Below are 24,732 nucleotides of genomic sequence, written 5' to 3' on the forward strand. Positions count from 1 at the left end.
CACGGGCGCCGTACCGGAGCCCCCCCCGCGCCCCCGGCCCCGCGCCCTCAGCCGGCGCCGCCGAGGAGCAGCCGGGCCGCCCGCATCGCGCCGTCGGAGCGGACCGCGCCTGCCACGGCCTTCGCCCGCGCGGCGGTGTCGGGGGACAGGGCCGTGGCGAGCGCGGCCGACAGGGAGCCGAACGTCGCGACGGACCCGTCATGGGCGGCACCGACGCCCAGCTCGGCCACCCGCGCCGCCCAGTACGGCTGGTCCGCCAGCTGCGGCACCACCACCTGTGGAGCACCGGCACGGGCGGCCGTCGTCGTCGTACCGGCACCGCCGTGGTGGACGACGGCGGCCACGCGCTCGAACAGCCGCTGGTGGTTGACCTCGCCGACGGCGAAGCAGTCCTCGCCGTCGTCGACGAGATCGAGACCGGCCCACCCGCGGCCCACCAGGACCCGGCGGCCCTGCGCACGGACCGCCTCGACGGCCGCCTGGGCCGCGTCCTGCCCCTCCCGTACGGCCATGCTGCCGAACCCCACGTACACGGGCGGCGCCCCGGCGTCCAGGAAGGCCACGAGCTCCGCGGGCAGCGGCCGCTCGTCGGGGAGCGTCCACGCACCGGTCTGCACCACGTCGAGGTCCGGGATCTCCCGCCACGGGTCCAGCGACGGATCGGTCGCCAGCCACGGCCGGGCACCGAAGCCGTAGTCGCGGACGCCGCGCACCGGCGGCAGGCCCAGCGTCGCCCGGCCCGCGTCCAGGGCCTCGCCGAACAGCGCGTCGATACTCTCGGCGTCCAGCCGCCACAGCTCCCGGTGGTCGGTCACCTCCGGCGGGAACGGCCGCCCGGGGTAGGCCAGCGGACGACGCAGCGGCGAGGGCAGGGTCAACTGCTGGAAGACCGCCGACACGTAACGGACGCCCAGCTTCTCGGCCACGGACCGCGCGCCCGCGATGGCCGGCATCGCCCCCGTCGCGAGGAGCACGTCGCATCCCTCGGCCACCGCCGGCATGACCTCGCACTGACTGGCGATCAGTTCGGCGGCACGCTGCGGCAGATTCCCCTTCGACGGCGGCGGAGCCGCGGTCGTCAGCGCACGCGCCGACTGCCCGATCCCCACCACGGAGATCCCGATCCCGGCCAGCCGCTCGCTGAAGTCCTCGTCGGGCGGAGCGCACACCCGCACCTCCGCACCGAGCTCCCGCAGCCGGACCGCGAGCCCCACCAGCGGCTCGACATCTCCACGCGACCCATACGTCGACAACAGCACGCGCACGGTATGAACTTCCTGTTCTGGCGGTTACCTGACAGCCAGACCCTACCGACCACCCCGACTCGCCTCGCCGCCCCACCGACCGGCACGAGCGGGCGTACGGCTCCGCTTCCCGCAGGGACGCAGCCCGAAGCGACCTGACGTCCTCCCCTTCCACCCGCCTCATACCGCGTCGTCACGCAACCGGAGAAGGTACGCGGCGGTGAGCGCGACCGCGGGGTCCGCGTCGTGCGACAGCCCGGCGAGGGTCCGCCGCGCCGCCGCGCCCGGGATGTCCGCGAGCGCCTGCGTCAGCCGCCTGCGCGCCGCCGCCGGGGTGGCGTGATCGGCGACCCGGTCACCGAGCGCGGCCGCGACCCGGTCGGCCGTCGCGGCATCGCTCGCCAGCATCCCCAGCACGTCGGCCGCGTCGGTGTCGTTGCGCCCCTCCTCGACCATCCCGATGAGCGTCGGGACCGCCTCGGCCGTACCGCGCCCCCCGAGGGCGAGCGCCGCGTACCGGCGTACCGTCACGTCGCCGCCGGCGAGCGCGGACCGCAGGTGCGCGGTCGCCTGGTCGCCCGGCAGCTCGGCCAGGGCCTTGACGGCACGCTCCCGTACGGCCGCCACCGGCGATCCGAGACCCTCGGCCAGCAACGCGGGACCGCTCCCGCCCGCCCGCGCCAGCGCCCAGCGCAGGGCTCCCGCGACGACCGGGTCGGACTCGCTCAGCACCGCCTCGACCAAGGCCTCCGCCCGTACGGCTCCGTGGGCCGAGGCGAGGGCCGCGCGCTGGCGCGCGTCGGCGCTGGGAGACGCCAGTGCCTGCAGCAGCGCCACGGTCCGCAGCACGCCCTCCCAGCCGTCGGGGTCCTCGGCGTCGATCCGGCGCAGCCGCGTGAGCAGCTCGGTCTCGGCCGCGATCCGCTCGCGGGTCCGGCGGACGAGGTCGCCCACGAGCGCCGACGGCGTGAAACCGGGATCCTCGAGCGCGAGCCCGATCTCCCGCAGCGACAGGCCCAGCGACCGCAGGCTCTCGATGTGGAAGATCCGCCGGACGTCGTCCGCGCCGTACTCCCGGTACCCGGAGCCGGTACGGCCCGAAGGCCGCACCAGACCGAGCGACTCGTAATGCCGGAGCATGCGGGCGCTGACCCCGGACCGCCGCGCCACCTCACCGATCAACATGGCCCTATCGTCCGGTGCCGGACGCCCCGGTGCCGGACGACCCGACGTGCGGCGCCCCCGTGAGAGCCACCACACGCCTGGCCTCCTCGACCGCCGACGCGAACCCCGAGTCCGGGTCCCGCAGCAGCCGCTCCGTGGCCAGCGCGTGCACCCGCCGACGCGGGTCCTCCGCCTCCGCCTCCGCCACGGCCCGCAGCACCGGCACGATCACCTCCCCCAGCGCGACCAGCGCCTGGCTGAGACTCAGCCGCGTCTCCCGCCCGCCGCGCCCGAGCTGCCCCGCCAGAACCGCGGCCAACGCCGCCTCCCCGCCTTCCGGTACGAGCACGACCGCGGCCCGCCACGCACTGCGCGCCACCTCGTCGTCGGCGTCCGACAGCAGCGCCTCGCCGATCGCCGGCCACGCCCGCCGGTCCCCGAGCTTGGACAGCGTGTGCAGCGCCTGACTGCGCGCCTGCGGCCGCTCCGAGCGGACCTCGCCCAGCAGCCGGGGGAGCGTCAGGGACACCGGGTGGCGGGTGAGCGCCCAGGTCAGCATGTCGCGGACGAAGAACTCGGGCTCGACCGCACACCGCTCGACGAGAGGGCCGACATATCCCGCCCCCGGCGCCGTACCCGCCGCCAGAGCGGCCCGCAGCCGCACCGACGGACGCCCGTCCTCCAGCGCCCGGAGCACGCGCGCCGCGTCCACGTCCGTCCCCGTCTCCGTGTTCCCGTTCGTCGTGGTCATCGGCAACCACCTCCTCGGACCACAGCCAAGACCTTGTCACCGTGTCAAGGTCAAACAGGACGGGCCGCCTCGCCCGGGAAGCAGGGCTCAGCCAGGCTCAGCCAGGCATCAGTAAGGCAGGACGGCGTCGACGTAGACCTTCGGGTCATCCGGCAGCTCCCCCGGACGGGAGGCACCCATCACCGTGGACTGCGAAGCCACGCCGCCGGCGGGTACGCGCGGGAAGTCGAACTCGTTCGTCGCCACCCACTCCCTGCCGTCGCCGACGCTGACCTTCACCTTGATGCTCCGCGTCCTGTCCGCGGAATTGGTGAGGCTGCACGCGACGAGGATCCCGCTCTCGCCGCGGGTGGCCCGGATCTCCACATCGCCCACCGTGACGATCTTCGTCTTCCCCAGGCGGCTGATGGCCGGTGACGGCTCCGGACCGGGCTCCTGGGGGGCCGGAGCACGGGAGGCGCTGCTCTGCGTGGCGGGGGAGGCGGGCAAGGACGCGGAGGGAGGGGCGTTCCGAGGGGGGGTCCCGTCACTCGAGCAGCCGGTGACCACCGCGACCACGAGGGCCACGAGGGAACCGAGGCGCACAGAACCCCGTGACGTGCGGCGCGGGGCGCGGGAGCGTTCCATGGGGAGGGATCCTGACCGGGTGCGCCCCGCCGCGCCACACAGGAGGACCGACTCCGTCAGGTGTGTGCCGTCCCCACGATTTCCCGGGATCCCTGCAACCTTTCACGCGGTCGAGATGTCATGGAGAGCGAACGCATCGAAGGCGCGTTCGCTTTTTCCAGGGGGGATCCACATGACTCACCGCTCGTTCCCGCGTGCCCGCGTCTCCGCGGCCGTCGTCGCCGTCGGCATGTCCGCGGCCTTCGTCGCCGGTACGGTGCCCGCGTCCGCGGCCACCACGCCGCAGGTCAGCTGCACGTCCGGCAAGGCGGGGCTGGCGAGCAAGCTCCAGCGGGACATCACCGCCGCCCTCGCCGCGCGCCGCGGCACCGTCGCCGTCGGCCTGCGCGACCGCAGCACGAACACCACGTGCACGCTCCGCGCCACGACCTCGTTCGACTCGGCCAGCGTCGTGAAGGTGACCGTCCTCGCCGCCCTCCTCTGGGACGCCAAGAAGACCAACCGCTACCTGACCTCCCGCGAGGCCGGCCTCGCCACCGCCATGATCACGAAGTCCGACAACGCGGCCACCAGCACCCTGTGGAGGCAGCTCGGCCTCACCAAGATCAAGGGCTTCCTGACGGCCGCGGGCATGACCCGCACGGTGCCGGGGACCGGCGGCTACTGGGGCCTCACCCGCATCAACGTCACCGACGAGCAGCGACTGCTCTCCCTGCTCACGGCCAGGAACAGCGTCCTGAGCGACAACGCCCGCGCCTACATCCTCAAGCTCATGGGCAACGTCATCACCTCCCAGCGCTGGGGCACCCCCGCCGGCGTGCCCTCCACCGTCTCCGTCCACGTCAAGAACGGCTGGCTCCAGCGCGCCACGCGCGGCTGGCGCGTACACAGCGTCGGTACGTTCAAGGGCGCCGGCCACGACTACACCGTCTCCGTCCTCACCGACGGCAACAGCACGATGACCTACGGCGTGAACACGATCCAGGCCGTGGCCAGGGTGATCCACCGCGACCTGGTCCCGACCACGTCCACCGCCACCACCCTCTACACCCCGACCACCAAGCCCAGCGAGGCCTTCATCGCGGTACCCCAGGGCTGACGGACCCCGGGCGGGGCGGCGGCGGCCCAGCCTGACCCGCACGACCCCGTACCCCCGCACGACCCCGTACCCCCGCACGACCCCGCCCCCCCGTACGGTCCGTTCCTCCCGGAGGTCCCCGCCCGCATGCCCGTCGCCGACGACGTCCCGAACCCGCCACCACCCGCACGCCCCCGCCGCAGGGCGCCGTGGCCGCGGCCGTTCCTGGTGGGCCTGGTGTGCGGTGTCGTCCTGGCCGGGTGCCTGCTCACCGCGCTGCGGTGGCCGCAGGACGACGTGACCTACCGCAGCACGCCCCCGCCTTCGCTGGTCTACCCGGACGACGCGCCGCACCACCTCGCCCTCGTCCGCCGCAGCTCCCTGTACGGGAGCGACACCTTCCGGCTGTTCATCGGCCGGGGGCCCACCCCCGCCTACGGGCACTGGCTCGACGTCGACGCCGCCCTCGGGCAGCGGGGGGTGGAGTCGACGCGGTGGACACGGGAAGGCGTACGGGTCCGGTTCCCGGGCGGGCACGAAGTCTTCGTGCCCGCCCGGGCGTTCCTCTACGGGAGATGACCACCGCGGGGACCACGAGCGCGACCGTCGCATAATGGTGGCCGACGTGAGCGGGTTCTACGGGGGGAACGCGATGTTCGGAATCATCAGGCCGTGCCGCCACCGGCTGGGCGAGGGGCTGCGGACGGAGTGGATGGCGCATCTCTGCGGCCTGTGCCTGGCCCTGCGCGGCGAGTACGGCCAGTTCGCGCGGGTGGCGACCAACTACGACGGCCTCGTCGTCTCGGTGCTCACCGAGGCCCAGTCGGAGCGCAGCGGGGACTGGCGCCGGGAAGCCGGCCCCTGCCCCCTGCGCGGGATGCGCTCCGCCGACGTGGCGCAGGGCGAGGGCGCGCGGCTCGCGGCGACGGTGTCGCTGGTGCTGGCCGCCGCGAAGATACGCGACCACGTCGCCGACGGCGACGGCCTGGTGGGACGCCGCCCGGTGACGCTCGCGGCGCGCCGCATCGCCCGCGGCTGGGACCGGGCGGGCGCGGCGGGCGGCGAACGCCTCGGCTTCGACACGGCGGTGCTCGTCGGGGCGGTCGAGCGCCAGACGGAGATCGAGCGGTCCACCGGCCCCGGCGGCTCGCTGCTGACCGTCACGGAACCCACGGAGACGGCGACCGCCGCCGCCTTCGCGCACACCGCGGTCCTCACCGGCCGCCCGGGCAACGCCGCACCGCTGGCCGAGGCCGGGCGGCTGTTCGGCCGGCTCGCGCACCTGCTGGACGCCGTGGAGGACCTCGACAAGGACGCGGCGGCGGGCGCCTGGAACCCGATCACCGTGACCGGCGCGACCCGCGCCGAGGCGCGGCGGCTCTGCGACGACGCCGTCCACGGCATCCGCCTCGCCCTGGCCGACGCCGAGTTCGTCGACGGCCGCCTGGTGTGGGCACTCCTGGGCACCGAGTCGGAACGCGCCGTCGACCGGGCTTTCAACCCCCGCCCCCACGACCACCACCAGCACCGCCGGCATCCCCACGAGGAACGAAGCCCGCGACGCGTGCTGCCGTGGCTGGGACTCCGCACGGCGACGGCGCCGGGCACACCGCCGGAGACCGGCACGGCCACCGCCTGCGGCGACGCCACGGCACACGGCGCCCCGACGGCGGTGGGCATGGACCGATCGTCGGAGGGGGAGTGCCGGCGGTGCCGGTCCTGGCGCCGCCTGTGCGCCGACTGCCGTCTGTGCTCCAGCTGCTGTGAATGCGACGACGGCGACGCGGAGCCCCCGGAGTTCGGCGAGGGCCACGGCGGCGGTTCGAACCGTGACGGCTCCGGTGGGGACGGCTGGTTCGGCGGCTCCGGCGGAGGCGGCCATTCGGGCGGCTCGGGCGGATCAGGCGGTTCGAGCGGCGGGTCGGGCGGCTGGGGCGGCGGCTCGGGCGGTGGCGGACGCGGGTCCGGCGGCTCAGGTGGATCCGGCGGCAGGTCAGGAGACGGCTGCGGCTGCGGCGACGGCGGCTGCTGCAACCCGTGCAACTGCTGCTGCGACTGAACGCGGACTCGCCGCACCGTCAGGGCGCCGTGGTCCCGACGCGCCGGCCGGCGGGGGCGGCACCCCCGCCCCCGCCCACGGCGCTCGCACCTGCGCCCCCTGCCGGCGTGCCCGGGAGGACATCCTTGTGCGGAAGCCCTTGCGGGAGGGGAAGGGGCGTCGGCCGCTCAGTCGCCGCCTTCGACCGAAGGGGACGTCCAGCCCGGGAGTGACGAGCCGTCCGCGAGGCGTCCGGTGAGGCCGAGCGGTGCCGTTCCGGCAGCGCGTGCGGCCAGCAGGCGTCCTCGGGTGCTCGCCCGCACCGCGCCCGTGGCGGTGACGCCCACGACGCGGCGGCTGCCCGCGGCCAGGGCGTAGCGCGTTCCGCCGGGGGCGGACCAGGACGTCCCGGCGAGGACGTCCTGCCCGAACCGCCCGCACGCCGCGGTGCGGTGCACGGTCGTGACGGGCACGGACCGTCCCGGCACCTCCAGCGTGATGTCCGCCCGCCCCCGTCCCTCCCACGTGTCGGCCCGCGCGCACACCCACACCGCGCGCCCCGCCTTCTCCGGCAGCGTCTGCGCCGCGAACTCCCAGCGGTTGACGGAGCGGACACCGCTGTCCCGGAGGCGTACGAGGGAACACGCCGAGTGCGTCCAGGCCGCGAGCCCGAGCGGGCCGGTCGCCTCGCGCGGCCGGCGCGCCTGCTCGCCGGGGACCGGCAGCGGCGTCCACGTCAGGTGCGCGGGGACGAGGCCGCCCAGGTCGGCGACGAGGAAGGCGTGGTCCTCCACGATCCGGCGCGACGAGCGCAACTCCAGTACCGGTACGTCGCCGCAGGCCGCGGCGGCGGTCGCCGTCCCCGGCCCGGTGCCCGTGACGGGCTCGGGCTCGGTGGTCCCGTCCGCCGCCACGCGCAGAGGCCGCGCGGGGGAGCCGGGGGCGCGCAGATCGCGCGTGCCGGCCTCGGCCACCCAGGGGGCGAGGAGGTACCGGGTCCGCTCGCCCGTGCGGGCAAGGACGACGGCCGCCGCGGTCGTCACGTCGCCGTTGTCCGCCCGCGTCTTCACCAGCGCGGGCCGGCCGTTGCCCGCACCCGCACCTGTACGCGGCTCGGTGTAGCGCACGAGCATGCCTCCGGCCCACAGCAGGACGACGTCCGTCCCGTCCACGCTGCCCGCGTACAGCAACGACGGACGCACAGGACCGGAGGAGGCCGAGGTGCCGCCCGCCCACGCCGCCGTCGCCCGCCGGACCAGGGCCTGGTCGCCGGTCCGGTTCCCGCGGGCGGGCCAGACGGTGAAGTCGACGCGCGAGGTGTCGGCCCATTCGTCGGCCGGGACGAGCACCGGGGCCACCCCGGCCGGGCTGACGGACGCCGCCGAGCGCGGGGGAGCGGTGGCGGGCGATCCGTCCAGGACGCCGACGGCGGTCCCGGTGAGCAGCGCCGCGGCGGCGGCGAGAGCGGTCAGGCGGACGCGGCGGCGACGCCGCAGCAGGTCGGTCGGCCGCAGATGGACCGTGCAGGGATCGAACTCGGGCCGCTTGAGCAACTCGGCTACGTCAAAGGCGAGTTCAGGCGCCCCGGCCGCGCGGAGCGTCCGCAGCCGTTCGGCCTCCCGCACGGCCCGCTCGGGCTCGGCCGCGCCCGCCTCGCGGAGCAGCGCCGCGGCGGACGGGGGAGCGAGGCCTTCGAGGGACGTCAGCGCGAGGGCCGCGCGCGTCGCGGGTTCGGCCGCCGCCAGCGCGCGGTCGAGGGCGAGTTCGTCCGTTCCGCCGGCGCGCGGGAAGAGCCGCAGGCCGAACGCCCCGGGCAGGGCCGCTCCGTACGCGACCCGCAGCGGCGGCCGCAGGGCCTCGCGGACGACCCGGACGCGCAGCCAGTCGTGGACCGAGCCGCCGGCGCTCCCGCCGGGGCGGGGCACGGGGACCCGAGGAGCGTCGCCGACGGAGTCGGCCTCCCCCCGCTGCGGCGGTCCGCTTCGTGTACCGGCTCCCGCGCGGCCGAGACCGCGCTGGACCAGGGCGTGGGCGGCCAGCACCCTGCGGTGACGGCCGAGTTCCGGCGGCAGGATCAGATGCGCCAGCCGCACGAGGGCGGGGTAGTGCTCGACGAGCGCCGCCTCGGCGGCGTCACGGGACGGTGGCCGGGGGGTGGGTATCGACGTGGTCCGGTGACGGGCGTTCGTCCGAAGGATTTGCATACCGGGGAAACGACTCTGCCCGGGTGACGTCACCTCGGACCTGTGACCGGGGCCGGCGCCTGCGCGCACCGCCGCCCGGCGGTCCCCGCACGCCCGCCGGCCTCAGTCCGCCGGGCCCGGGCCTCAGACCTCGATGACGATCTTCCCCGAGGTGTGGCCCTCCTGGTTGAGGGCGAAGGCCGCCGCGGCGTCGGAGAGCGGGAACGTGGCGGCGACGTCGACCGTGAGCCGGCCCTCGTCCGCGAGGGCGCCCAGAGCCGCGAGGTCCTCGCTGTCCGGGCGCACCCACATCCACTGGCCACCCGCACCGAGCACCGCGTGGTCGGCGATGGAGGCGTGCCGCCCGCCCTCGGCCAGCACGGCCAGCGTGGTCTCCAGAACCCCGCCCACGAAGTCGGCGACGACCGTGACCCCCTCCGGCGCCAGGGCGCGCACGCGGTCGGCGAGCCCCTCCCCGTACGTGACGGGCTCGCAGCCCAGTCCGCGCAGCCGGTCGTGGTTGCGCGGCGAAGCGGTGCCGATAACCCGCGCCCCCCACGCCCGGGCGAGCTGGACGCCGATGGACCCGACCCCGCCGGCCGCGCCGTGCACGAGAACGGTGTCGTCGGCGGTCGTCCCCAGACGCCGCAGAAGCTGGTAGGCGGTCAGCCCGGCCAGCGGCAGCCCGGCGGCCTGCGCCCAGTCCAACGAGGCCGGCTTGGCCGCGAGAGCGCGTACGGGCACGCTCACGAACTCGGCGAACGTGCCACCGTGCACGTAGTCCTTACGGGCGTACGCCATCACCTCGTCGCCGACCGCGAACTCGGGTACGTCGATGCCGACCCGCTCCACCGTGCCACTGACGTCCCAGCCGGGCACCGTCGGGTGGACGACGTCCATCATGCCGTCGAGCCCGCCCGCCATGATCTTCCAGTCGACCGGGTTGACCGCGGCGCACCGGACCTTCACGAGCACCTCGCCGGGGGCGACCTTCGGCAGCGGCAGCCGGGTCTCACGGAGCACTTCCGCCCCGCCGTAGGTCTCGTACGCCATCGCCCTCATGGTGCCCGCGGACATCCGTGACCTCTCCCTGTGCCGATCTGTGCAGATTCGCCCCGACTGGTGCTGTTCCATCTGAGCACGGCGAATCCCGGACGGGCCGAGGACGCGCCGCACCCTCGGGGCCGTACGGAGGCCGTGGACGCTCAGCGGTTCCGTTCCTCCGTCACGGCGGCCGGGAGGCGCCGCGCGACCCGGTCCGCGAGCTTCTCGAACTCCGCCCTCAAAAACGGGGTCGCGAGCTTCGCCAGGCCCTTGAAGCGCAGCGACGCCCGGTACCGCAGGAGGACGGTCCCGTCCCCCCGCGCCTCGAAGCGCATGTCGTCGGTCGCCGTGACCGACGTGTTCGTCCCGACGAACACCAGACGCGCCGGCTCCCTGACGTCGAGGCGGTACAGCAGCTCGGTGGTCCGCCCGTTGAAGCGCGAGGTGTTGCGCCACTCCGCGCCCGGCCGCACGGGTCCTTCGCCGACCCGGACGCAGCGCACCGTTCCCGGGTCCCACCGCTCGGCGTGCCGGAAGTCCTCCAGATAGGAGACGGCCTCGTCCACGGTGACGGGAAGGACGATGTCACGTTCCACGACGATCACGGCCTCACCTCCCGGGGCGGCTGGAACGGGGTGCGTGAACTGGTCATGCCCCTTGCTTCCTCCACGACGCGCCCGACGGATGCGGGGGAGGGTCCGGGGGGCCGGATGTGTGGAAGCGCCGCACGAAAACGCCGCACGAAAACGCCGCACTAAAGCGCTGCGCAAACGCTGCGCATTGAATCCGGGCGAGGCTGCGCCAGATCCTGAGAACCGCGGGGCACCCCCCCGCACCCCCCGAGCCCCCGCCCCCCGGCCCGGTGCCCCTCGCACCGAGCGGATCCCCCGACCCCGACCAGCGGACCTGGCGCGCGTCGGCCGAGAAGGAGTCGTCATGAGCGCAGCGACCACGGCACACCGCCTCCCCGACCCGGCCGCCGAGATGAACGACGAAGACGTCGGCGCGGGCCTCGCCCGCGGCGACGAACGCTGCCTGGAGCTGGCGTACCGGCGCTGGGGCGGTCTGGTGCACACCCTGGCCAACCGCGCGATCGGCGACTCCCGCGAGGCGGAGGACGTGACCCAGCAGGTCTTCCTCGCCGCCTGGCGCGGCCGTCACCGCTACCGCCCGGAGCAGGGGCCGGTCTCCGCCTGGCTCGTCGGCATCACACGGCACAAGATCGCCGACACGCTCTCCGCGCGCACCCGCCGAGCCGAGCTCGTGGCGGCCGCGGGTACGGCCCTGCCGCCCCGGGCCGCGTCCCCGGACGGCGCCGACCACGTACTCGACCGCGTACTCGACCACGTCGTCGTCATGAGCGAACTGGCCCGTCTGCCGCGCCTCCAGCGCGACGTCCTCACCCTCGCCTTCTTCGACGACCTGACCCACGCCGGCATCGCCCGCAAGACCGGCATGCCGCTCGGAACCGTCAAGAGCCATGCCAGGCGCGGCCTCCTGCGGCTGCGCGGAGACCTCCCGCGGTCCTTCCCGTACGGCACCGACGGCACCGAAAGCAACGGCACCGACCGCACCGACCGCACCGACCGCACCGGCACCGACCGCACCGACTCCACCAGGGGAAACCGTTGAACGACCGCAGCATCGCCGTCGTCGGGGCCGGAGTGGCGGGCCTGACCGCCGCCTTCCTCCTGTCACGCACCCGCGACGTGGTCCTCTACGAGGCCGACTCCCGCCTCGGAGGCCACGCCCACACCCACGAACTTCCGACCGCCGAGGGCGGCACCGTCCACGTCGACACCGGCTTCATCGTCCACAACGAACGCACCTACCCCCACCTCCTGCGCCTCTTCCGCGAACTCGACGTCGCCACCCAGGACTCCGAGATGAGCATGTCGGTACGCTGCGACGGCTGCGGCCTGGAATACGCCGGCGCCCGGGGCCTGCGCGGCCTGCTCGGCGGAGGCAACGCCCTGCGCGGTCGGCACCTGCGGATGCTCGCGGACGTACCGCGCTTCCACCGGGCCGCCCGCCGCCTGCTCGCCTCCGGCGACGAGACGGCGACGCTCGGCTCGTTCCTCGACGCCCACCGCTTCTCGCCCTACTTCGTCGGCCACTTCGTCCTGCCGCTCGTGTCCGCCGTCTGGTCCTGCGCCCCCGACACCTCCCTGAAGTACCCCGCCGCCTACCTCTTCCGCTTCCTGGACCACCACGGCCTGCTCTCCACCACCGGCTCGCCGCAGTGGAAGACCGTCACGGGCGGCTCCTCGGCCTACGTCGAGAAGGCGGCCAAGAGCATCACCGCCGTCCGCACCGCCACACCCGTACGGGCGGTCACGCGCGGCCCCGACCACGTACGCGTGACCACCGGGGCCGGGGAGTCCCGGCGCCACGCGGCCGTCGTGGTCGCCGTCCACCCCGACCAGGCCCTGCGGATCCTCGCGGACGCCACCGCGGAGGAACGCCGCGTCCTGGGCGCGTTCACCTACTCCCGCAACCCCACCGTCCTGCACCGGGACACCGGGGTGCTGCCGCGATCACCGCACGCGCAGGCATCCTGGAACTACTGGCTCCCCTCCTGCGCCGCCCGCCCCGGTTCCGTCCGGGTGAGCTACGACATGAACCGGCTCCAGCGCCTGCCGCTCGCCGAGCGGCACATCGTGACCCTCAACGCCGGCGACCGCGTCGACGAGACCACCGTGCTCGCCCGCATGGAGTACGAACACCCCGTCTACACACGGGAGTCCGTCATGGCCCAGCGCGACCTTCCCCGCCTCACCACCTCCGTCACCGCCTTCGCCGGCGCCTACCACGGCTGGGGCTTCCACGAGGACGGCTGCCGTTCCGGGGTCGAGGCGGCCCGAGCCCTGGGAGCGACGTGGTGAACACCCCCCTCACGCCGGCCGCCGGCACCGCACCGCACGGCCCGCTGCCCCCACCCCTGCTCCCGCGGGTCCCCGCCCTGTACACCTGCGAAGTCGCCCACACCCGCGTCGGGCCCGTGCGCCACTCCCTGCGCCGGCGCACCTACCTCTGGCTCGTCGACCTCGACGACCTGCCCCGACAGCCCCGCCTCCTGCGCCCCCTCGCACGCTTCGACGCCCGCGACCACTTCGGCGGCCGGGCCCCCACCATCCGCGCCGGCCTCGACGCCTTCCTCGCGTCCCGGGCCGTGGACGACGCCGACGGCCAGGTGCTGATGCTCGCCCACGCCCGGGTCCTCGGCCACGTGTTCAACCCGCTCACGCTGTACTGGTGCCACGACCGGACCGGCCGGCCCGTCTGCGTCGTCGCCGAAGTGCACAACACCTACGGCGGACGGCACTGCTACCTCCTCCGGCCCGACGCGCACGGCCGCGCCGACGTCGCCAAGGACTTCTACGTCTCACCGTTCCTCGACGTCGACGGCTCCTACCGCATGCGGCTGCCCCTGCCCGGCGAGAACCTCGACCTCACCGTGCAACTGCGGGCACCGGACGGATCCCGGCCGCTCACCGCCACGGTCCGGGGCAGCCGCCGCCCGGCCGGCACGCGCGACCTGCTCACCGTCGCGCTGCGCCACCCCTGGTCGACCGCGGCCGTCAGCGCCGGCATCCGCCTGCACGGCATCCGCCTCCACCTCAAGGGACTGCCCGTCCGCCCCCGCCCCACTCCGCCCACCAGGGAAGGCATGCTGTGACCGTCTCCACCCCCTTGGCCGCGCACACCCGCACAGCCACCGCCCACCCGTCCCCCGACGCCCCCGCCGACGCTCCCGCCCCCTCGTCCGCCGTCGACGCCGAGCGGTGGCCCGACGTGGCCCGCCTCCCCCGCGCCTCCGCGGCGCGCACCGCCCTCGCACGGCTCGTCGTCGAACGCGCCCTCGCCCGACTGCCGCTGCGCATACGGCAGAACGACCACCACGACCCGACGCGGACCGAGAGCGGCCCCCCGACACTGACGCTGCGCGACCCGGCGGCGTTCTACCGGAGGATCGGCGCCGACGGCCTCATCGGCTTCGGGGAGTCGTACATGGCCGGCGAATGGGACAGCGACGACCTGGCCGCCGTACTCACCGTTCTCGCGACCCACGTGGACGACCTCGTACCCGCCACGCTGCGCCGGTTCCGCGGCCTGTGGGCGCACCGGCGCCCGGCCGGCGACCGCAACACCGTCGAGGGGGCCCGTACCAACATCCACCGCCACTACGACCTGTCCAACGACCTGTTCGCCCTCTTCCTCGACCCGACGCTCACGTACTCCTCAGCCCTCTTCGACACCCTGCCCGCCACGACCGACGCCCCCACCGCCACCGCCACCGCCTCCGCCTCCGACGACATCCTCGCCTCCGCCCAGCACCGCAAGATCGACGGGCTTCTCGACCTCGCCGGCGTCGGTCCCGGGACGCGGCTCCTCGAGATCGGTACGGGCTGGGGCGAACTCGCCATCCGCGCGGCCCTCCGGGGCGCCGACGTCCTGACCCTCACCCTCTCCGTCGAGCAGCGCGACCTGGCACTGCGGCGCATCGCCGACGCCGGCGTGACCGACCGGGTCACGGTCGACATCCGCGACTACCGCGAGGCCGAGGGCCGGTACGACGCCATCGTCAGCGTCGAGATGATCGAGGCGGTCGGCGCCGAGTTCTGGCCCGACTACTTCACCGCCCTCCGGCGGCTCCTCGCGCCCGGCGGAAGCATCGCCCTCCAGGCGATCACGATGCCGCACGAGCGGATGCTCGCCACCGCCCGGACGCACACCTGGATCAGCAAGTACGTCTTCCCCGGCGGTCTCATCCCGTCCCCCGAGGCCATCGCCGAGGAGACCTCCGCCGCGGGCCTGACCCTCACCCACGACACCGGGTTCGGGGACCACTACGCCGAGACGCTCCGCCTCTGGAGGCAGCGGTTCGTCGAGCGGTCGGCGGAGGTCGACGCCCTCGGCTTCGACGCGGTCTTCCGCCGCATGTGGGAGCTGTACCTGGCCTACTCCGAGGCGGGGTTCCGCTCGGGCTACCTCGACGTCCGCCGGCTCCGCCTCGTGGCGACCGGCCCGGAACACGGGGCCCGCGCATGAACGCCTCCGCGTTCGCGGTCAACCTGGCGGCCGCGGCGGCCACCGCCCTCGCGGTCATGCTGGTCACGTTCGCCCTGGCGCTCGTGAAGGGCGTCCACCGCATCGTCGACGTCGCCTGGGGTCTGGCGTTCACGGCCGTCGCCCTGGTCACCTACGGCCTCTCCGCCGGCCACGGCGACGAGGTGCGACGGCTCGCCGTCACCCTCGCCACCTGCCTGTGGGGCCTGCGGCTCGCGCTCCACATCGCCCGCCGGGGACGCGGCCAGGGCGAGGACCCCCGCTACGCGCGGATGCTCTCCCGCGCCCCCGGCCGCCCCGCGCTCGTCGCCCTGCGCAAGGTCTACCTCCTCCAGGGCGCCCTCGTCTGGCTCGTCTCGCTCCCCGTGCAGGCGGCGGCGTACCTGCCCGACGGAGTGGACGCCCTGCTGGTCCTCGGCCTCGTCCTGTGGGCGGCCGGAGTGGCCTTCGAGGCCGTCGGCGACCACCAGCTCGCCCGCTTCAAGGCCGACCCGGCGAACCGGGGCAGGATCATGGACCGGGGACTGTGGTCCTGGACCCGGCACCCCAACTACTTCGGCGACTTCCTCGTCTGGTGGGGGCTCTACCTGACCGCGTGCGCGAGCTGGCCCGCCGCCGCCCTCACGATCGTCTCGCCCCTGACGATGACCGGGCTGCTCGTCTGGGGGAGCGGCAAGCGGATGCTGGAGGCGCACATGGCCGCCCGCCCCGGCTACGCGGCCTACCGGGCGCGGACGAGCGGCTTCCTGCCCCGCCCACCACGGTCCCTGTGACCCCTGGGACCCCGGCCGTCCTTACGGTCCCTGAGGCTCCTCGTACATCTGGCAGATCGCGTCCAGCGCCTCACGCAGGCTGCCCGGACGCATGAACCCCGCGCTGGACCCCCCCGCCCACCCGGGACCCGCGAGCACGACGACCGGCGTCGTACGGGCTCCCCTCACCCCGAACGTCATCTCCGACACGTGCCGGGCGAGCGCGTGCGAGGCCGTCGACCGCGCCTGGGCCCACAGCACGACCACGCCCGGCCCCGTGCGGCGGACGGCCGCGACCAGCGCCTCGGCGGGGACCGCGCCACCGAACATGCGCGTCGGCAAACCCCGTTCGGCGAGGCCTGCCGCGAGGGCCTCCAGCGGCAGCGTGTGGAACTCCGCCGGCGCACAGGCCAGGACGACCGGCGTCGTCGACCGGGGCGATACGGGCCCGCTGACCGCGGCGCGCCGCAACGCGGTCGACACGTGCCACGACAGCAGGTGCTCCACCTCGACGTAGCGGTCCTCCGAGGAGGCCCACTTGCGGCCCGCGGCGTGCAGGGTGGGAGCCATCACCTCCTCCCAGGCCGCCACGAGCCCGTACTCCTCGATGACCTGCTCCAGCAGGGCCTGCATCGCCGGACCGTCGAGCCGTACGGCCGCACGCGCCAGCCCCCGGCCCTCCTGACGTACGTCCCCGAGGGGCAGCCCGCTGCCGTACCCCGGGCGGCGTCCCGCCTCCGGCCGGTCCGCCGGCGCGGGCAGCGGCACGTCCTGAGCAACGGCCGGAGCCGACGGAGCCCCGGCCACACCCGACCCCGCGCCCGCTCCCGCTTCTGCTCCCGGCCCTGTGCCGGGCCCGTCGCCGACGGCGCCGCCACGGGCCGCGCGGGCCGCGTGGGCCGCCTCGGCGGGCGGTACGCCGGTAGCGGTGAGACGGCACATCTCCTCGAGCATCGCCACGTCCCCGGGCGCCCAGCGCCGGTGCCGCCCGCCCTCCCGGAGCGCGGGACCGATCCCGTACCGCTTCTCCCACGAACGCACCGTGGTGGGGGAGACGCCGAGGCGCCGTGCCACCGCACCGGTGGTGATGCCGTGGGTGGTCCCTTCTGACATGCCACTCACAGTACGACGCACGAGCGATGCGAGTGCCCCCGGGAAAGCGCATCCGCGTCCGTGTCCCGCACGGAATGGACCAGTGACGAACAGACGGCGCGAAGAACAGAGAGGTAAGCCTCATGCGCACTCACCTCCTGGAAGGGCCGGTCCTCGCGGCCGGCGTCTGGCAGTCCGGACTCGCCCAGGTGCTCGGCGGGCTGGTCGTCGTGGCGGTGCTGATCGGCGCCTTCGTCTTCGGGACGCGGGTCAACACCAGGGAACTCCCGCCTCCCGACCCGGAATCCCACCCCCATCGGCCCGAATCCGCCGGGCTGCCCGGGGAGACGACCGAGTACCGCAGGCCCTCCGAGGTCCCCCTGACCGACGGCGAGCACCGGCTCATGCCGTACAACCTCAGGACCACGGGCGAGTCCGTCCCGCGGCCCCCGAGCGAGGAGAAGCGCACGTGGTGAACCCTTCCCCAGGGGAACGCACGGACGGCCGCACCGATGCCCGTGCGGGCGGCCGTACGGGCGCCCGTACGGACGTCGTCGTCGTCGGCGCCGGCGCGGCGGGCCTGGCCTGTGCGGCCGACCTCGCCGCCGCCGGCGTGGACGTCCGCCTCCTGGAGGCGGACGGGGCGCCGGGCGGCCGCATGCGCACCGACCAGGTGGCGGGTTTCACGGTCGACCGCGGCTTCCAGGTCTTCAACACCTCCTACCCGCAGGTCAAGAGGCGCCTCGACCTGCGCCGGCTGCGCCTTCGCCCGTTCAGCCCCGCCGTCCTCGTGTCGACCCCGGGCGGGATCCGGCGGTTCACCGACCCCACCCGGGACCTCCGGCGCAGCGGCGACCTGCTGACCGGCAGGGCGGCGACCCCGAGGGACCTGCTCGCCGCCGGAACGCTGTCGGCCCGCGACATGCTGGAGCCGGTCGCACGGCTGCGCTCCCGGCCCGACACCACGACCCACCTCGCCCTGAGGAAGGCCGGGGTGTCCCAGGAGCTGGTCGAGACCTTCTTCCGGCCCTTCCTGTCCGGTGTCTTCCTGGAGGAGGACCTCGCGACCTCCGCCCGTGTCTTCCACCTCGTCTGGCGCGCGTTCCTGCGGGGGACGCTCTGCCTGCCCGCGGACGGCATCCAGGCGGTCCCCGCCCAGCTGGCCGACGCCCTTCCGGCCGGGGTGCTGTCGACCGGGACACCGGTCGACGGGCTCACCGGCGGGGGAGTCGGGCTCGCCGACGGCACCCGGGCCGACGCCCGGGCCGTGGTCGTCGCCACCGGCCCGCGCGCCGCGGCCCGCCTCCTGCCGGGGCTCGAAGTCCCCGCCGTACGGACCGTGAGCACGGTCTACCACGCGGCGGAGCGCTCCCCCCTGGCCGAACCCACGCTCGTCGTGGACGCCCGCCGCCGCTTCCTGAACACCTGCGTCCTGACCGAGGTCCACCCGCGGTTCGCGGGGGACGGCCGCGCCCTGGTGTCGACCTCCGTGCTCGGCGAGCTCTCCCCGGAACGGGAGGTACGGCTCCGGGAGGCGCTCGCCGAGGTGTACGGGACGGACACCCGCTCCTGGGAGACCGTCCACCAGGTCACGGTGCGCGACGCCCTGCCGGCCATGCCGCCGCCGCACCCGCTGACACGGACCACCCGCCTGGGCGGCGGCCGCTACGTGTGCGGCGACCACCGCACCACGGGCTCGCTGCAGGGCGCCCTCGCCTCCGGCGCCCGAGCGGCCCGCGAGGTCCTGGCCGACCTCGGCCACGGCCCGGGCCGCGGGCGTCGGGCGGAGAGGGCCTCGTACGGGGCGTCGAGGCCGTCGGCGTAGACGCCGGTGAACAGCCAGGTCGCCGATATGCCGATCCGCGGGCTGACGTCAGGGGACGGGGCCGCTCCAGAAGGCCGACGGCTGGGTGAAGCCGACGCTCACCTCCACGTCGAGCCGGTCGGCCGAGCCGGGCGGCAGGTCGAAGCCGTAGGCCCCGACGGCCTTCCGGCCGGTGAGCAGGGAGCCGTGGAACCCGAGCATCGGCGGCTCCGCCTCCGCGTCGAAGACGTCCGCGAGCTCCCTGCCGCCCGCGTCCCTCGCCCTGACGGCCACAGTGTCCAGATCGAGCCGCTCCCCGGCGCCGTTGCGTACCGCCACCTCCACCGCGAGCGCCTTGTTGCCGGTCTTGTGCCCGGACGCGCCCTGCGTGGGCGTGAACGTCCTGGGCGCCGACACGGTCACCTCGACGCCGTCGGGGAACTTCCAGGTCTCCCCGAAGGCGTGCGTACCGTCCGCGGAGGACGCGGAAGCCGACGGGGGAGTCGACGGGGGAGCTGAGGGGGGAGTCGGCGCGGAAGCCTGCGCGGGGGTCGGCGCCGCTTCCGTCCGGACCTGCGTGGCCTGGCCCTGCCCCGGGTCCTGACCGCCGCCGCTGTTGCTGTCGCTGTCGAAGGCCCCTGCGCCCACGAGGATGCCGATGACCCCGACGACGAGGCCGATCCCGCCGAGCAGAACGGCGAGCAGCGGCCACCTGCGCTCCGGCCGCCGCGGGGACGGGCCGTTCAGCGGCCCGTTCAGCGGCCCGGACGGCGGCCCGGACGGCGGCCCGGACGCCCCTCCGGACGGTGGTCCGGAGGGGCGTGGTTCAGGGGGAGAACCGTTGCTTCCGGTGTCTTCGGTGCCTTCGGCCATGAGATGCCTCCGCACTCAAAGCGCGACGCGCGATCACCTCAGCGTAGGACGGCGGCCGACGGCCTGCACCGTGGGCTCACCGCCGGTCTGCCCGCCCGGCGCCCCCGTCACGGCGGAGACGACGCCGCGAGCCGGGCCCGCAGCTCGTCCCCGCCCTCGTCGTACCCGGCCGGCAGCCCGGGCAGGAGGGCGAGCGCGGCGGTGATCAGCTCCACCGGCGCCCGCGGGTCCTCGCGCACCGCCCGGAACAGGACCTCGGCGTCCATCGGGGTCAGCCGGTAGCGCCAGGCGGGGTGGGCGTGCGACGCCGCGTAGTGGGCGGTCAGGACGTCGAGGGGGGACAGCTCGGCTCCGGACCGGCGCAGGAGCACGGCCAGGCCGTACCGGTTGACGAACCCGCAGATCTCCTCGGCGCCGGCCCGGTTGATGCGGTGCGCGTCGTGGACCTCGTAGACCAGGGCGTAGACGAGCGCGCGTTCCCGGTCCGTGCACGGCTGGGGAAACGACTCCTCCCGCCACAGCAGCTCGACATCGTCCGGCCGTACGAGGGGACGCCGGCCCGCGCCGGCGCCGGGGCGGACCGCCAGACGGACGGCACCGAGCGCGACGGCGTCCTCGGAGAAGGCACGGACGTACCGGACGCCCTCGCCGGCGGTCCCCGGATCGGCCTCCCGGCAGGCGTCCCGTACCTGCGCGACGGCGGGCCCGTCCGTCCACACGAACGTCCAGGTACGCGCCGACGCGGACCATTCGGCCTCGATCCCGCCGGTGCCGCGCCCGTCGGGGGCGAGGCCGAACCGCTCCGTGAGCGTACGGGCGAGTCGGCGAAGGCGCGGGGCGCGGTCGGAGGCCATCGGCCTCAGTATCCGCCGGACACCCGCGCCGCTGCACGGTCGAGCGCGCCACCCCGGTCCCGCCCGACGCCCCCGGCGAGGCCCTGCTCCGCGCCCCGCCGCGCCTGCGCCTGACCCGGCCGACCCACCCCCCCACTGGCCCCTAACGATCCCGCCGCGCCCCGCGGTACGCCGCGCCCAGGGCCGTCATGGCCCGGAGGAGGCCCGGGGCGTCGACGGTCGCGTAGCTGATGACCAGGGCGGGTGGGCGCGAGGTGTCGGTGAGGGCGTAGAACTGGCCGCCGCGCACGAGGACCGAGTGGCGCCTCGCGAGTCTGACCACCGTCTTCTCGTCCACGTCGGCCGGCAGTTGGAGGTACGCCTGCAGGCCGCTGTCCCGGCCCAGCAGCACGGAACCGGGAAGGGCCTTCGCGGCCTGCCGGCGGATCGCCTGGCGGCGGCGGTGGAGCTCCGAGGCGAGTTTGCGCTGGTGCCGGTCGAAGGCGCCGGTGTCGACGAACCGGGTCAGCGCCAGCTGTTCGAGGCCGGAGCAGCCGATGTCCCAGCCCGCGCGGACGTGCTCGATCGAGGCCATGAGTTCCGAGGGGCCCGCCAGCCAGCCCAGGCGCAGGGCGGGGGCCAGGGCCTTGCTCGCGCTCCCCGCGTACACCACCCGGTCGGGGGCCAGGCGCTGGAGCGCCGAGACCCGGTCGTTGCGGTGCAGGAAACCGCTGTCGAAGTCGTCCTCGATGACGAAGCCGTCGACCGCGCGGGCCCAGGCGACCAGCCGCGCGCGCCGCGCCTGGCTCAGCCGCGTACCGGTGGGGAACTGGTTGCCCGGCGTCACCAGGACGGCCCGGACCCCGCTCCGCTCCAGCAGGTCCACGCGCAGCCCGTCCTCGTCCACCGGGATGCCGACCGGGCGCAGGCCCGAGTTGGTGATGAACTCCCGCTCACCGGGGTGGCCGGGGTCCTCCACCCCGATCGTCGTGTGACCGCGTTCCTGCAGCGTCTGGCACAACAGGGCCAGCCCCTGGGCGAATCCGGCCGTCACCATCACGTCGTCCGGACGGGTCCGCACCCCCCGCACCCGCCCCAGGTAGCCGGTCAGCACCCGCCGCGTCAGCAGCACCCCGGACGGCGGCGAGTAGCTGAGCTCCTGGCGGCCCGCCTCGCTGACCACGCTCGTCATGCAGCGGATCCACTCCTGCCGGGGGAAGCCCACCACGTTCGAGGTTCCCGTCCGCAGGTCCCACAACGGCTCCGAGGCCGGGTCGGGATCCGCCGGCACGAGCGTGGAGGGCAGACCGCCGGGCGGACCCGCGCGCAGCGACACCCTGGTCCCCGACCCCCGCCTGCTCGCCAGGTACCCCTCGGCCGACAGCTGCTCGTACACCTCCACCACCACGCTGCGCGCCACCCCGATGTCCACGGCCAGTTGGCGGCTCGACGGTATCCGGCTGCCCGGCAGCAGCGTGCCCTCCTCGATCAACCCCCGTAACGCGTCCCTTACTTGAGCGGTCAATGAAAGGGGCGATGCCCGGTCCACGGTGATCGCCAGTTGCCACGACAAGTGGTCTCCTCCCTGACAGCCAAAGTGGTATGGCACCCGCATCGTCGCATTTGATCTAGTCGTGTCGCACACGCAATCGCCGCCGGCAGACCACCGGCGGGTACGGGGGCGGTTCGGGGGAACCGGAACGATGTGGTCCGGACGCGCGCCTCGCGCGGCGTCCGGACGGGTACGCCGCGACGCACGTCGCGGCGCACCGCGGCGCGCAACGAGGCGCGACGCGACGCACATCGCGGCGCGCCGCGGCGCGACGGCTCTCCCCGAATCCCATGATCCGTCAGGATCGGGAAGGTTCGTTCGTCATGCCGCTGTTATCAGCGTTGGATCCAGTCAGGACCGCGACCGCGGGGACCGCACGGGGGCCGGAAGCCGTACGGGTCCGGGTGGTCCGCGAGTCACTCCCGCCCGTCGACGCGCTCAGCCTCTACACCGCTCTCGCCGAGACCCGCGAACACGGCGACGTCTACCTCTTCGAGAGCCTGGAAGGACCGGACCGCGACCGGCACTTCGCCGCCGTCGGCTGCGGACGCCTCGCCGAACTCCGCGTCCACGCCGGGCACGTGGAACTCGTCGCGGACGGCGAGCTCGGCGACGCCCTCGCCGGTGCCCTGACCGCCGTCGCCGGCCCGCCCGCGCACTCCGGAGCGCCCGGACGTCCCGAACACCCCCACCGGCGCTGGGCCCTTCGCGACCCGCACGCCGTGTGGCCCCTGCTGCACGCCCTCCAGGGCTGCTTCGACGTCGACACCGACGTGCCCACCGGGACCTTCGCCTTCGGCTTCCTCACCACCCTCGCCTACGAGGCGGCCTGGTCCATGGAGGACCTCCCCGCCCCCCGCGAGACCGGACCGGAAACCCCGCGCTGCACCCTCACCCTCTACGCCGACACCGTCTGGTACGACGTCCGCGACGGCGGCGTCCACCACCTCCGAGCCGAGGGCCCGCTGCTCCCCTCCGCCGACGGCCCCGAACCCCTGCGGGCCGTCGTCGACCGGGTCAGCACCCGGGTCAGCACCCGGAACGGCACCGGCAGCGGCACCGGGAACGCCGCCGCCGACACCGTCCCGCCGGCCCCCGCCCCGCTCTCCGTCCACGACACCGTCGATCAGGAGACGTTCCACACCCGCGCCAAGCGGTGCCTCGGCCACATCGAGATCGGCGACGCCTACCAGATCCAGATCGGCCACCGCATCGACGTGGAAAGCACGTTGACCCCGCTGGAGGTCTACCGCCGGCTCCGCCACCGCAACCCGTCCCCCTACATGTACCTCGTCCCCTGGGCGGGCCGGACCGTCATCGGCGCCAGCCCCGAACTGTTCGTCCGCATCCAGGACGACACCATCTCGATGCGCCCCATCGCCGGCACCACCCGGCGCGGAACCGACCCCGCCGACGACGAGCGGCGCGTCGCCGAACTGCGCGCCAGCGCCAAGGAACAGGCCGAGCACGTCATGCTCGTCGACCTCTGCCGCAACGACATCGGACGCGTCAGCGCGCCCGGCACCCTGCGCGTCGAGACGATGATGGAGGTCGAACCCTTCGCCTACGTCCACCACCTGGTCTCCACCGTGGCCGGCCGGATCCGGCCCGGCACGGACGTCTGGACGGCGATCGGCGCGACCTTCCCCGCCGGCACCATGACCGGAGCGCCCAAGCTCCGCGCCATGGAGATCATCGACGACATCGAGGACCACCCGCGCGGCATCTACGCCGGCGCCCTCGGCCTGATCGACGTACGCGGCTTCGCCGTCCTGGCCCTGTGCATACGCACCGTCGTCCACGACGGCGTCCGCTACAGCACCCAGGCCTCGGCCGGCCTGGTCGCCGACTCCGACCCCGGCGCCGAATGGCGCGAGACGCTGGCCAAGATGAGCCCCGCCTACTGGGCGCTCACCGGTGAGGAGCTGATGGCGTGAAGGTCCTCCTCGTCGACGCGTACGACAGCTTCTGCCACATCATCGACCAGTACCTCCTCACCCTCGGCGCCGAGACCGAGGTGGTGCGCTCCCGTACCCGTACCGCCCGCGAACTCGTGGACTCGGGCCCCGACGCCGTCGTCCTGGGCCCCGGACCCGGCCACCCGGCGGACTCCGGACACGTCGAACTGGTGCACGCCTTCGCCGGCCGGGTGCCCCTGCTCGGCGTCTGCCTCGGCCACCAGGCCATCGGGCTCGCGTACGGGGCGCGGGTCGCCGTCGCCAAGCACCTGATGCACGGCAAGACCAGCCTCGTGGAACACCGGGGCGACGGCGTGTTCCGGGGCGCCGCGCAACCGCTGACGGTGACCCGCTACCACTCCCTCATCGTCACCGACCCGCCCGAGGACCTGACCGTGACGGCACGGTCCCTGGACGACGGCTACGTGATGGGGGTGCGCCACCGCACGCTCGCCGTCGAGGGAGTGCAGTTCCACCCCGAGAGCATCATGACCCAGGACGGGATGACCCTCTTCCGCAACTTCCTGGACAGCGTCGACGGCGCGCCGGTGCCCGGCGTCCGCACACCCGCCCCCGGCGCCGCCCGCGCCACCGTCTGACCCCGTCACCACCGTCTGACCCCGTCACCACCGTCTGACCCTCGCGCCACCGTCCGACCCCTGCGGCGCC

The 24,732-nt window shown here is 74.7% G+C and carries 23 protein-coding genes; 12 read left to right on the forward strand and 11 right to left on the reverse strand.

Annotated elements, in window-relative coordinates; translation table 11 throughout:
• Positions 1 to 47 precede the first annotated feature (47 nt).
• The 4 genes from AB0G79_RS27125 to AB0G79_RS27140 all read right to left on the reverse strand — a co-directional run bounded on the left by AB0G79_RS27125 (position 48) and on the right by AB0G79_RS27140 (position 3,648).
• Positions 48 to 1,265, reverse strand: a complete 1,218-nt coding sequence (locus tag AB0G79_RS27125; RefSeq protein WP_360810824.1) for a glycosyltransferase — start codon at positions 1,263 to 1,265, stop codon at positions 48 to 50.
• 159 nt (positions 1,266 to 1,424) lie between these two features.
• Positions 1,425 to 2,429, reverse strand: a complete 1,005-nt coding sequence (locus tag AB0G79_RS27130; RefSeq protein ID WP_360810826.1) for a MerR family transcriptional regulator — start codon at positions 2,427 to 2,429, stop codon at positions 1,425 to 1,427.
• 4 nt (positions 2,430 to 2,433) lie between these two features.
• Positions 2,434 to 3,159, reverse strand: a complete 726-nt coding sequence (locus tag AB0G79_RS27135; protein ID WP_360810828.1) for a HEAT repeat domain-containing protein — start codon at positions 3,157 to 3,159, stop codon at positions 2,434 to 2,436.
• A gap of 108 nt (positions 3,160 to 3,267) precedes the next feature.
• Complete coding sequence (locus tag AB0G79_RS27140) at positions 3,268 to 3,648, reverse strand: hypothetical protein (RefSeq protein ID WP_360810830.1); 381 nt, start codon at positions 3,646 to 3,648, stop codon at positions 3,268 to 3,270.
• 367 nt (positions 3,649 to 4,015) lie between these two features.
• Between AB0G79_RS27140 and AB0G79_RS27145 the strand changes: the two genes are divergently transcribed.
• The 3 genes from AB0G79_RS27145 (at position 4,016) to AB0G79_RS27155 (ending at position 6,923) form a co-directional block, all read left to right on the forward strand.
• Positions 4,016 to 4,885 carry a serine hydrolase gene (locus AB0G79_RS27145; protein ID WP_360810919.1) on the forward strand — a complete coding sequence of 290 codons (870 nt, stop codon included), beginning with the start codon at positions 4,016 to 4,018 and terminating at the stop codon, positions 4,883 to 4,885.
• Between the two features lie 126 nt (positions 4,886 to 5,011).
• Positions 5,012 to 5,443 carry a hypothetical protein gene (locus tag AB0G79_RS27150; RefSeq protein WP_360810832.1) on the forward strand — a complete coding sequence of 144 codons (432 nt, stop codon included), beginning with the start codon at positions 5,012 to 5,014 and terminating at the stop codon, positions 5,441 to 5,443.
• Between the two features lie 73 nt (positions 5,444 to 5,516).
• Positions 5,517 to 6,923: a DUF5685 family protein gene (locus AB0G79_RS27155; protein ID WP_360810921.1), complete on the forward strand. Its 1,407-nt coding sequence runs from the start codon at positions 5,517 to 5,519 to the stop codon at positions 6,921 to 6,923.
• 167 nt (positions 6,924 to 7,090) lie between these two features.
• Here AB0G79_RS27155 and AB0G79_RS27160 read toward each other — a convergent pair whose 3' ends face one another.
• From AB0G79_RS27160 to AB0G79_RS27170, 3 genes are all read right to left on the reverse strand, one after another.
• Positions 7,091 to 9,106 (reverse strand): hypothetical protein, encoded by a 2,016-nt coding sequence (locus tag AB0G79_RS27160; RefSeq protein ID WP_360810834.1) that lies wholly within the window; start codon positions 9,104 to 9,106, stop codon positions 7,091 to 7,093.
• A gap of 123 nt (positions 9,107 to 9,229) precedes the next feature.
• Entirely contained in the window at positions 9,230 to 10,147 is a 918-nt protein-coding gene (locus AB0G79_RS27165) for an NADP-dependent oxidoreductase (protein ID WP_360810923.1), read from the reverse strand.
• A 143-nt stretch (positions 10,148 to 10,290) separates the two neighbouring features.
• Positions 10,291 to 10,734, reverse strand: a complete 444-nt coding sequence (locus AB0G79_RS27170) for an SRPBCC family protein (RefSeq protein WP_360810836.1) — start codon at positions 10,732 to 10,734, stop codon at positions 10,291 to 10,293.
• A gap of 331 nt (positions 10,735 to 11,065) precedes the next feature.
• Between AB0G79_RS27170 and AB0G79_RS27175 the strand changes: the two genes are divergently transcribed.
• The 5 genes from AB0G79_RS27175 to AB0G79_RS27195 are packed head-to-tail and all read left to right on the forward strand — an operon-like array spanning position 11,066 to position 15,972.
• Positions 11,066 to 11,761, forward strand: coding sequence for a sigma-70 family RNA polymerase sigma factor (locus tag AB0G79_RS27175; RefSeq protein WP_360810839.1), 696 nt, complete (start codon positions 11,066 to 11,068; stop codon positions 11,759 to 11,761).
• Positions 11,758 to 13,014: an FAD-dependent oxidoreductase gene (locus AB0G79_RS27180; RefSeq protein ID WP_360810841.1), complete on the forward strand. Its 1,257-nt coding sequence runs from the start codon at positions 11,758 to 11,760 to the stop codon at positions 13,012 to 13,014. The genes AB0G79_RS27175 and AB0G79_RS27180 overlap by 4 nt, the downstream gene beginning before the upstream one ends.
• Before the next feature lie 56 nt (positions 13,015 to 13,070).
• The gene (locus AB0G79_RS27185; RefSeq protein WP_360810925.1) at positions 13,071 to 13,808 is read left to right on the forward strand and encodes a DUF1365 domain-containing protein; all 738 of its coding nucleotides are present in this window, start codon (positions 13,071 to 13,073) and stop codon (positions 13,806 to 13,808) included.
• A gap of 14 nt (positions 13,809 to 13,822) precedes the next feature.
• Entirely contained in the window at positions 13,823 to 15,181 is a 1,359-nt protein-coding gene (locus tag AB0G79_RS27190) for a cyclopropane-fatty-acyl-phospholipid synthase family protein (RefSeq protein WP_360810927.1), read from the forward strand.
• Positions 15,178 to 15,972 (forward strand): DUF1295 domain-containing protein, encoded by a 795-nt coding sequence (locus AB0G79_RS27195; protein WP_360810843.1) that lies wholly within the window; start codon positions 15,178 to 15,180, stop codon positions 15,970 to 15,972. Before AB0G79_RS27190 ends, AB0G79_RS27195 begins: the two co-directional genes overlap by 4 nt.
• 21 nt (positions 15,973 to 15,993) lie before the next feature.
• Here the strand turns inward: AB0G79_RS27195 and AB0G79_RS27200 are convergent, their stop codons facing one another.
• Positions 15,994 to 17,064, reverse strand: a complete 1,071-nt coding sequence (locus tag AB0G79_RS27200; protein ID WP_360810845.1) for a MerR family transcriptional regulator — start codon at positions 17,062 to 17,064, stop codon at positions 15,994 to 15,996.
• Positions 17,065 to 17,186: 122 nt separating this feature from the next.
• Between AB0G79_RS27200 and AB0G79_RS27205 the strand changes: the two genes are divergently transcribed.
• Both AB0G79_RS27205 and AB0G79_RS27210 read left to right on the forward strand, forming a co-directional pair.
• Positions 17,187 to 17,519, forward strand: a complete 333-nt coding sequence (locus AB0G79_RS27205; protein WP_360810847.1) for a DUF6479 family protein — start codon at positions 17,187 to 17,189, stop codon at positions 17,517 to 17,519.
• Positions 17,513 to 18,868: an FAD-dependent oxidoreductase gene (locus AB0G79_RS27210; protein WP_360810849.1), complete on the forward strand. Its 1,356-nt coding sequence runs from the start codon at positions 17,513 to 17,515 to the stop codon at positions 18,866 to 18,868. Before AB0G79_RS27205 ends, AB0G79_RS27210 begins: the two co-directional genes overlap by 7 nt.
• A 48-nt stretch (positions 18,869 to 18,916) precedes the next feature.
• On the opposite strand, the gene AB0G79_RS27215 is transcribed toward AB0G79_RS27210, so the two are convergent.
• The 3 genes from AB0G79_RS27215 to AB0G79_RS27225 all read right to left on the reverse strand — a co-directional run bounded on the left by AB0G79_RS27215 (position 18,917) and on the right by AB0G79_RS27225 (position 22,357).
• Positions 18,917 to 19,720: a hypothetical protein gene (locus AB0G79_RS27215; RefSeq protein ID WP_360810851.1), complete on the reverse strand. Its 804-nt coding sequence runs from the start codon at positions 19,718 to 19,720 to the stop codon at positions 18,917 to 18,919.
• Between the two features lie 107 nt (positions 19,721 to 19,827).
• A complete protein-coding gene (locus tag AB0G79_RS27220) occupies positions 19,828 to 20,574 on the reverse strand; it encodes a hypothetical protein (protein WP_360810853.1) in 747 nt (248 codons plus the stop codon).
• 142 nt (positions 20,575 to 20,716) lie between these two features.
• Positions 20,717 to 22,357, reverse strand: coding sequence for a PLP-dependent aminotransferase family protein (locus AB0G79_RS27225; protein ID WP_360810855.1), 1,641 nt, complete (start codon positions 22,355 to 22,357; stop codon positions 20,717 to 20,719).
• Between the two features lie 71 nt (positions 22,358 to 22,428).
• Here AB0G79_RS27225 and AB0G79_RS27230 point away from each other — a divergent pair, with 71 nt between their 5' ends.
• Together AB0G79_RS27230 and AB0G79_RS27235 are read left to right on the forward strand one after the other, a co-directional pair.
• The gene (locus tag AB0G79_RS27230) at positions 22,429 to 24,042 is read left to right on the forward strand and encodes an anthranilate synthase component I family protein (protein ID WP_360810857.1); all 1,614 of its coding nucleotides are present in this window, start codon (positions 22,429 to 22,431) and stop codon (positions 24,040 to 24,042) included.
• Positions 24,039 to 24,662, forward strand: coding sequence for an aminodeoxychorismate/anthranilate synthase component II (locus tag AB0G79_RS27235; protein ID WP_360810859.1), 624 nt, complete (start codon positions 24,039 to 24,041; stop codon positions 24,660 to 24,662). The genes AB0G79_RS27230 and AB0G79_RS27235 overlap by 4 nt, the downstream gene beginning before the upstream one ends.
• The last annotated feature ends 70 nt before the right edge of the window (positions 24,663 to 24,732 follow it).

Source organism: Streptomyces sp. NPDC020807, from assembly GCF_040641575.1.
Taxonomy (GTDB): Bacteria; Actinomycetota; Actinomycetes; order Streptomycetales; family Streptomycetaceae; genus Streptomyces.

Coding starts and splice junctions, on each gene's coding strand:
- AB0G79_RS27130 (WP_360810826.1), bottom strand. CDS start 2,429: ATGTTGATCGGTGAGGTGGCGCGGCGGTCCGGGGTCAGCGCCCGCATG.
- AB0G79_RS27135 (WP_360810828.1), bottom strand. CDS start 3,159: ATGACCACGACGAACGGGAACACGGAGACGGGGACGGACGTGGACGCG.
- AB0G79_RS27145 (WP_360810919.1), top strand. CDS start 4,016: ATGTCCGCGGCCTTCGTCGCCGGTACGGTGCCCGCGTCCGCGGCCACC.
- AB0G79_RS27150 (WP_360810832.1), top strand. CDS start 5,012: ATGCCCGTCGCCGACGACGTCCCGAACCCGCCACCACCCGCACGCCCC.
- AB0G79_RS27155 (WP_360810921.1), top strand. CDS start 5,517: ATGTTCGGAATCATCAGGCCGTGCCGCCACCGGCTGGGCGAGGGGCTG.
- AB0G79_RS27160 (WP_360810834.1), bottom strand. CDS start 9,106: ATGCAAATCCTTCGGACGAACGCCCGTCACCGGACCACGTCGATACCC.
- AB0G79_RS27165 (WP_360810923.1), bottom strand. CDS start 10,147: ATGAGGGCGATGGCGTACGAGACCTACGGCGGGGCGGAAGTGCTCCGT.
- AB0G79_RS27175 (WP_360810839.1), top strand. CDS start 11,066: ATGAGCGCAGCGACCACGGCACACCGCCTCCCCGACCCGGCCGCCGAG.
- AB0G79_RS27195 (WP_360810843.1), top strand. CDS start 15,178: ATGAACGCCTCCGCGTTCGCGGTCAACCTGGCGGCCGCGGCGGCCACC.
- AB0G79_RS27200 (WP_360810845.1), bottom strand. CDS start 17,064: ATGTCAGAAGGGACCACCCACGGCATCACCACCGGTGCGGTGGCACGG.
- AB0G79_RS27205 (WP_360810847.1), top strand. CDS start 17,187: ATGCGCACTCACCTCCTGGAAGGGCCGGTCCTCGCGGCCGGCGTCTGG.
- AB0G79_RS27215 (WP_360810851.1), bottom strand. CDS start 19,720: ATGGCCGAAGGCACCGAAGACACCGGAAGCAACGGTTCTCCCCCTGAA.
- AB0G79_RS27220 (WP_360810853.1), bottom strand. CDS start 20,574: ATGGCCTCCGACCGCGCCCCGCGCCTTCGCCGACTCGCCCGTACGCTC.
- AB0G79_RS27225 (WP_360810855.1), bottom strand. CDS start 22,357: ATGTGCGTCGCGTCGCGCCTCGTTGCGCGCCGCGGTGCGCCGCGACGT.
- AB0G79_RS27230 (WP_360810857.1), top strand. CDS start 22,429: ATGCCGCTGTTATCAGCGTTGGATCCAGTCAGGACCGCGACCGCGGGG.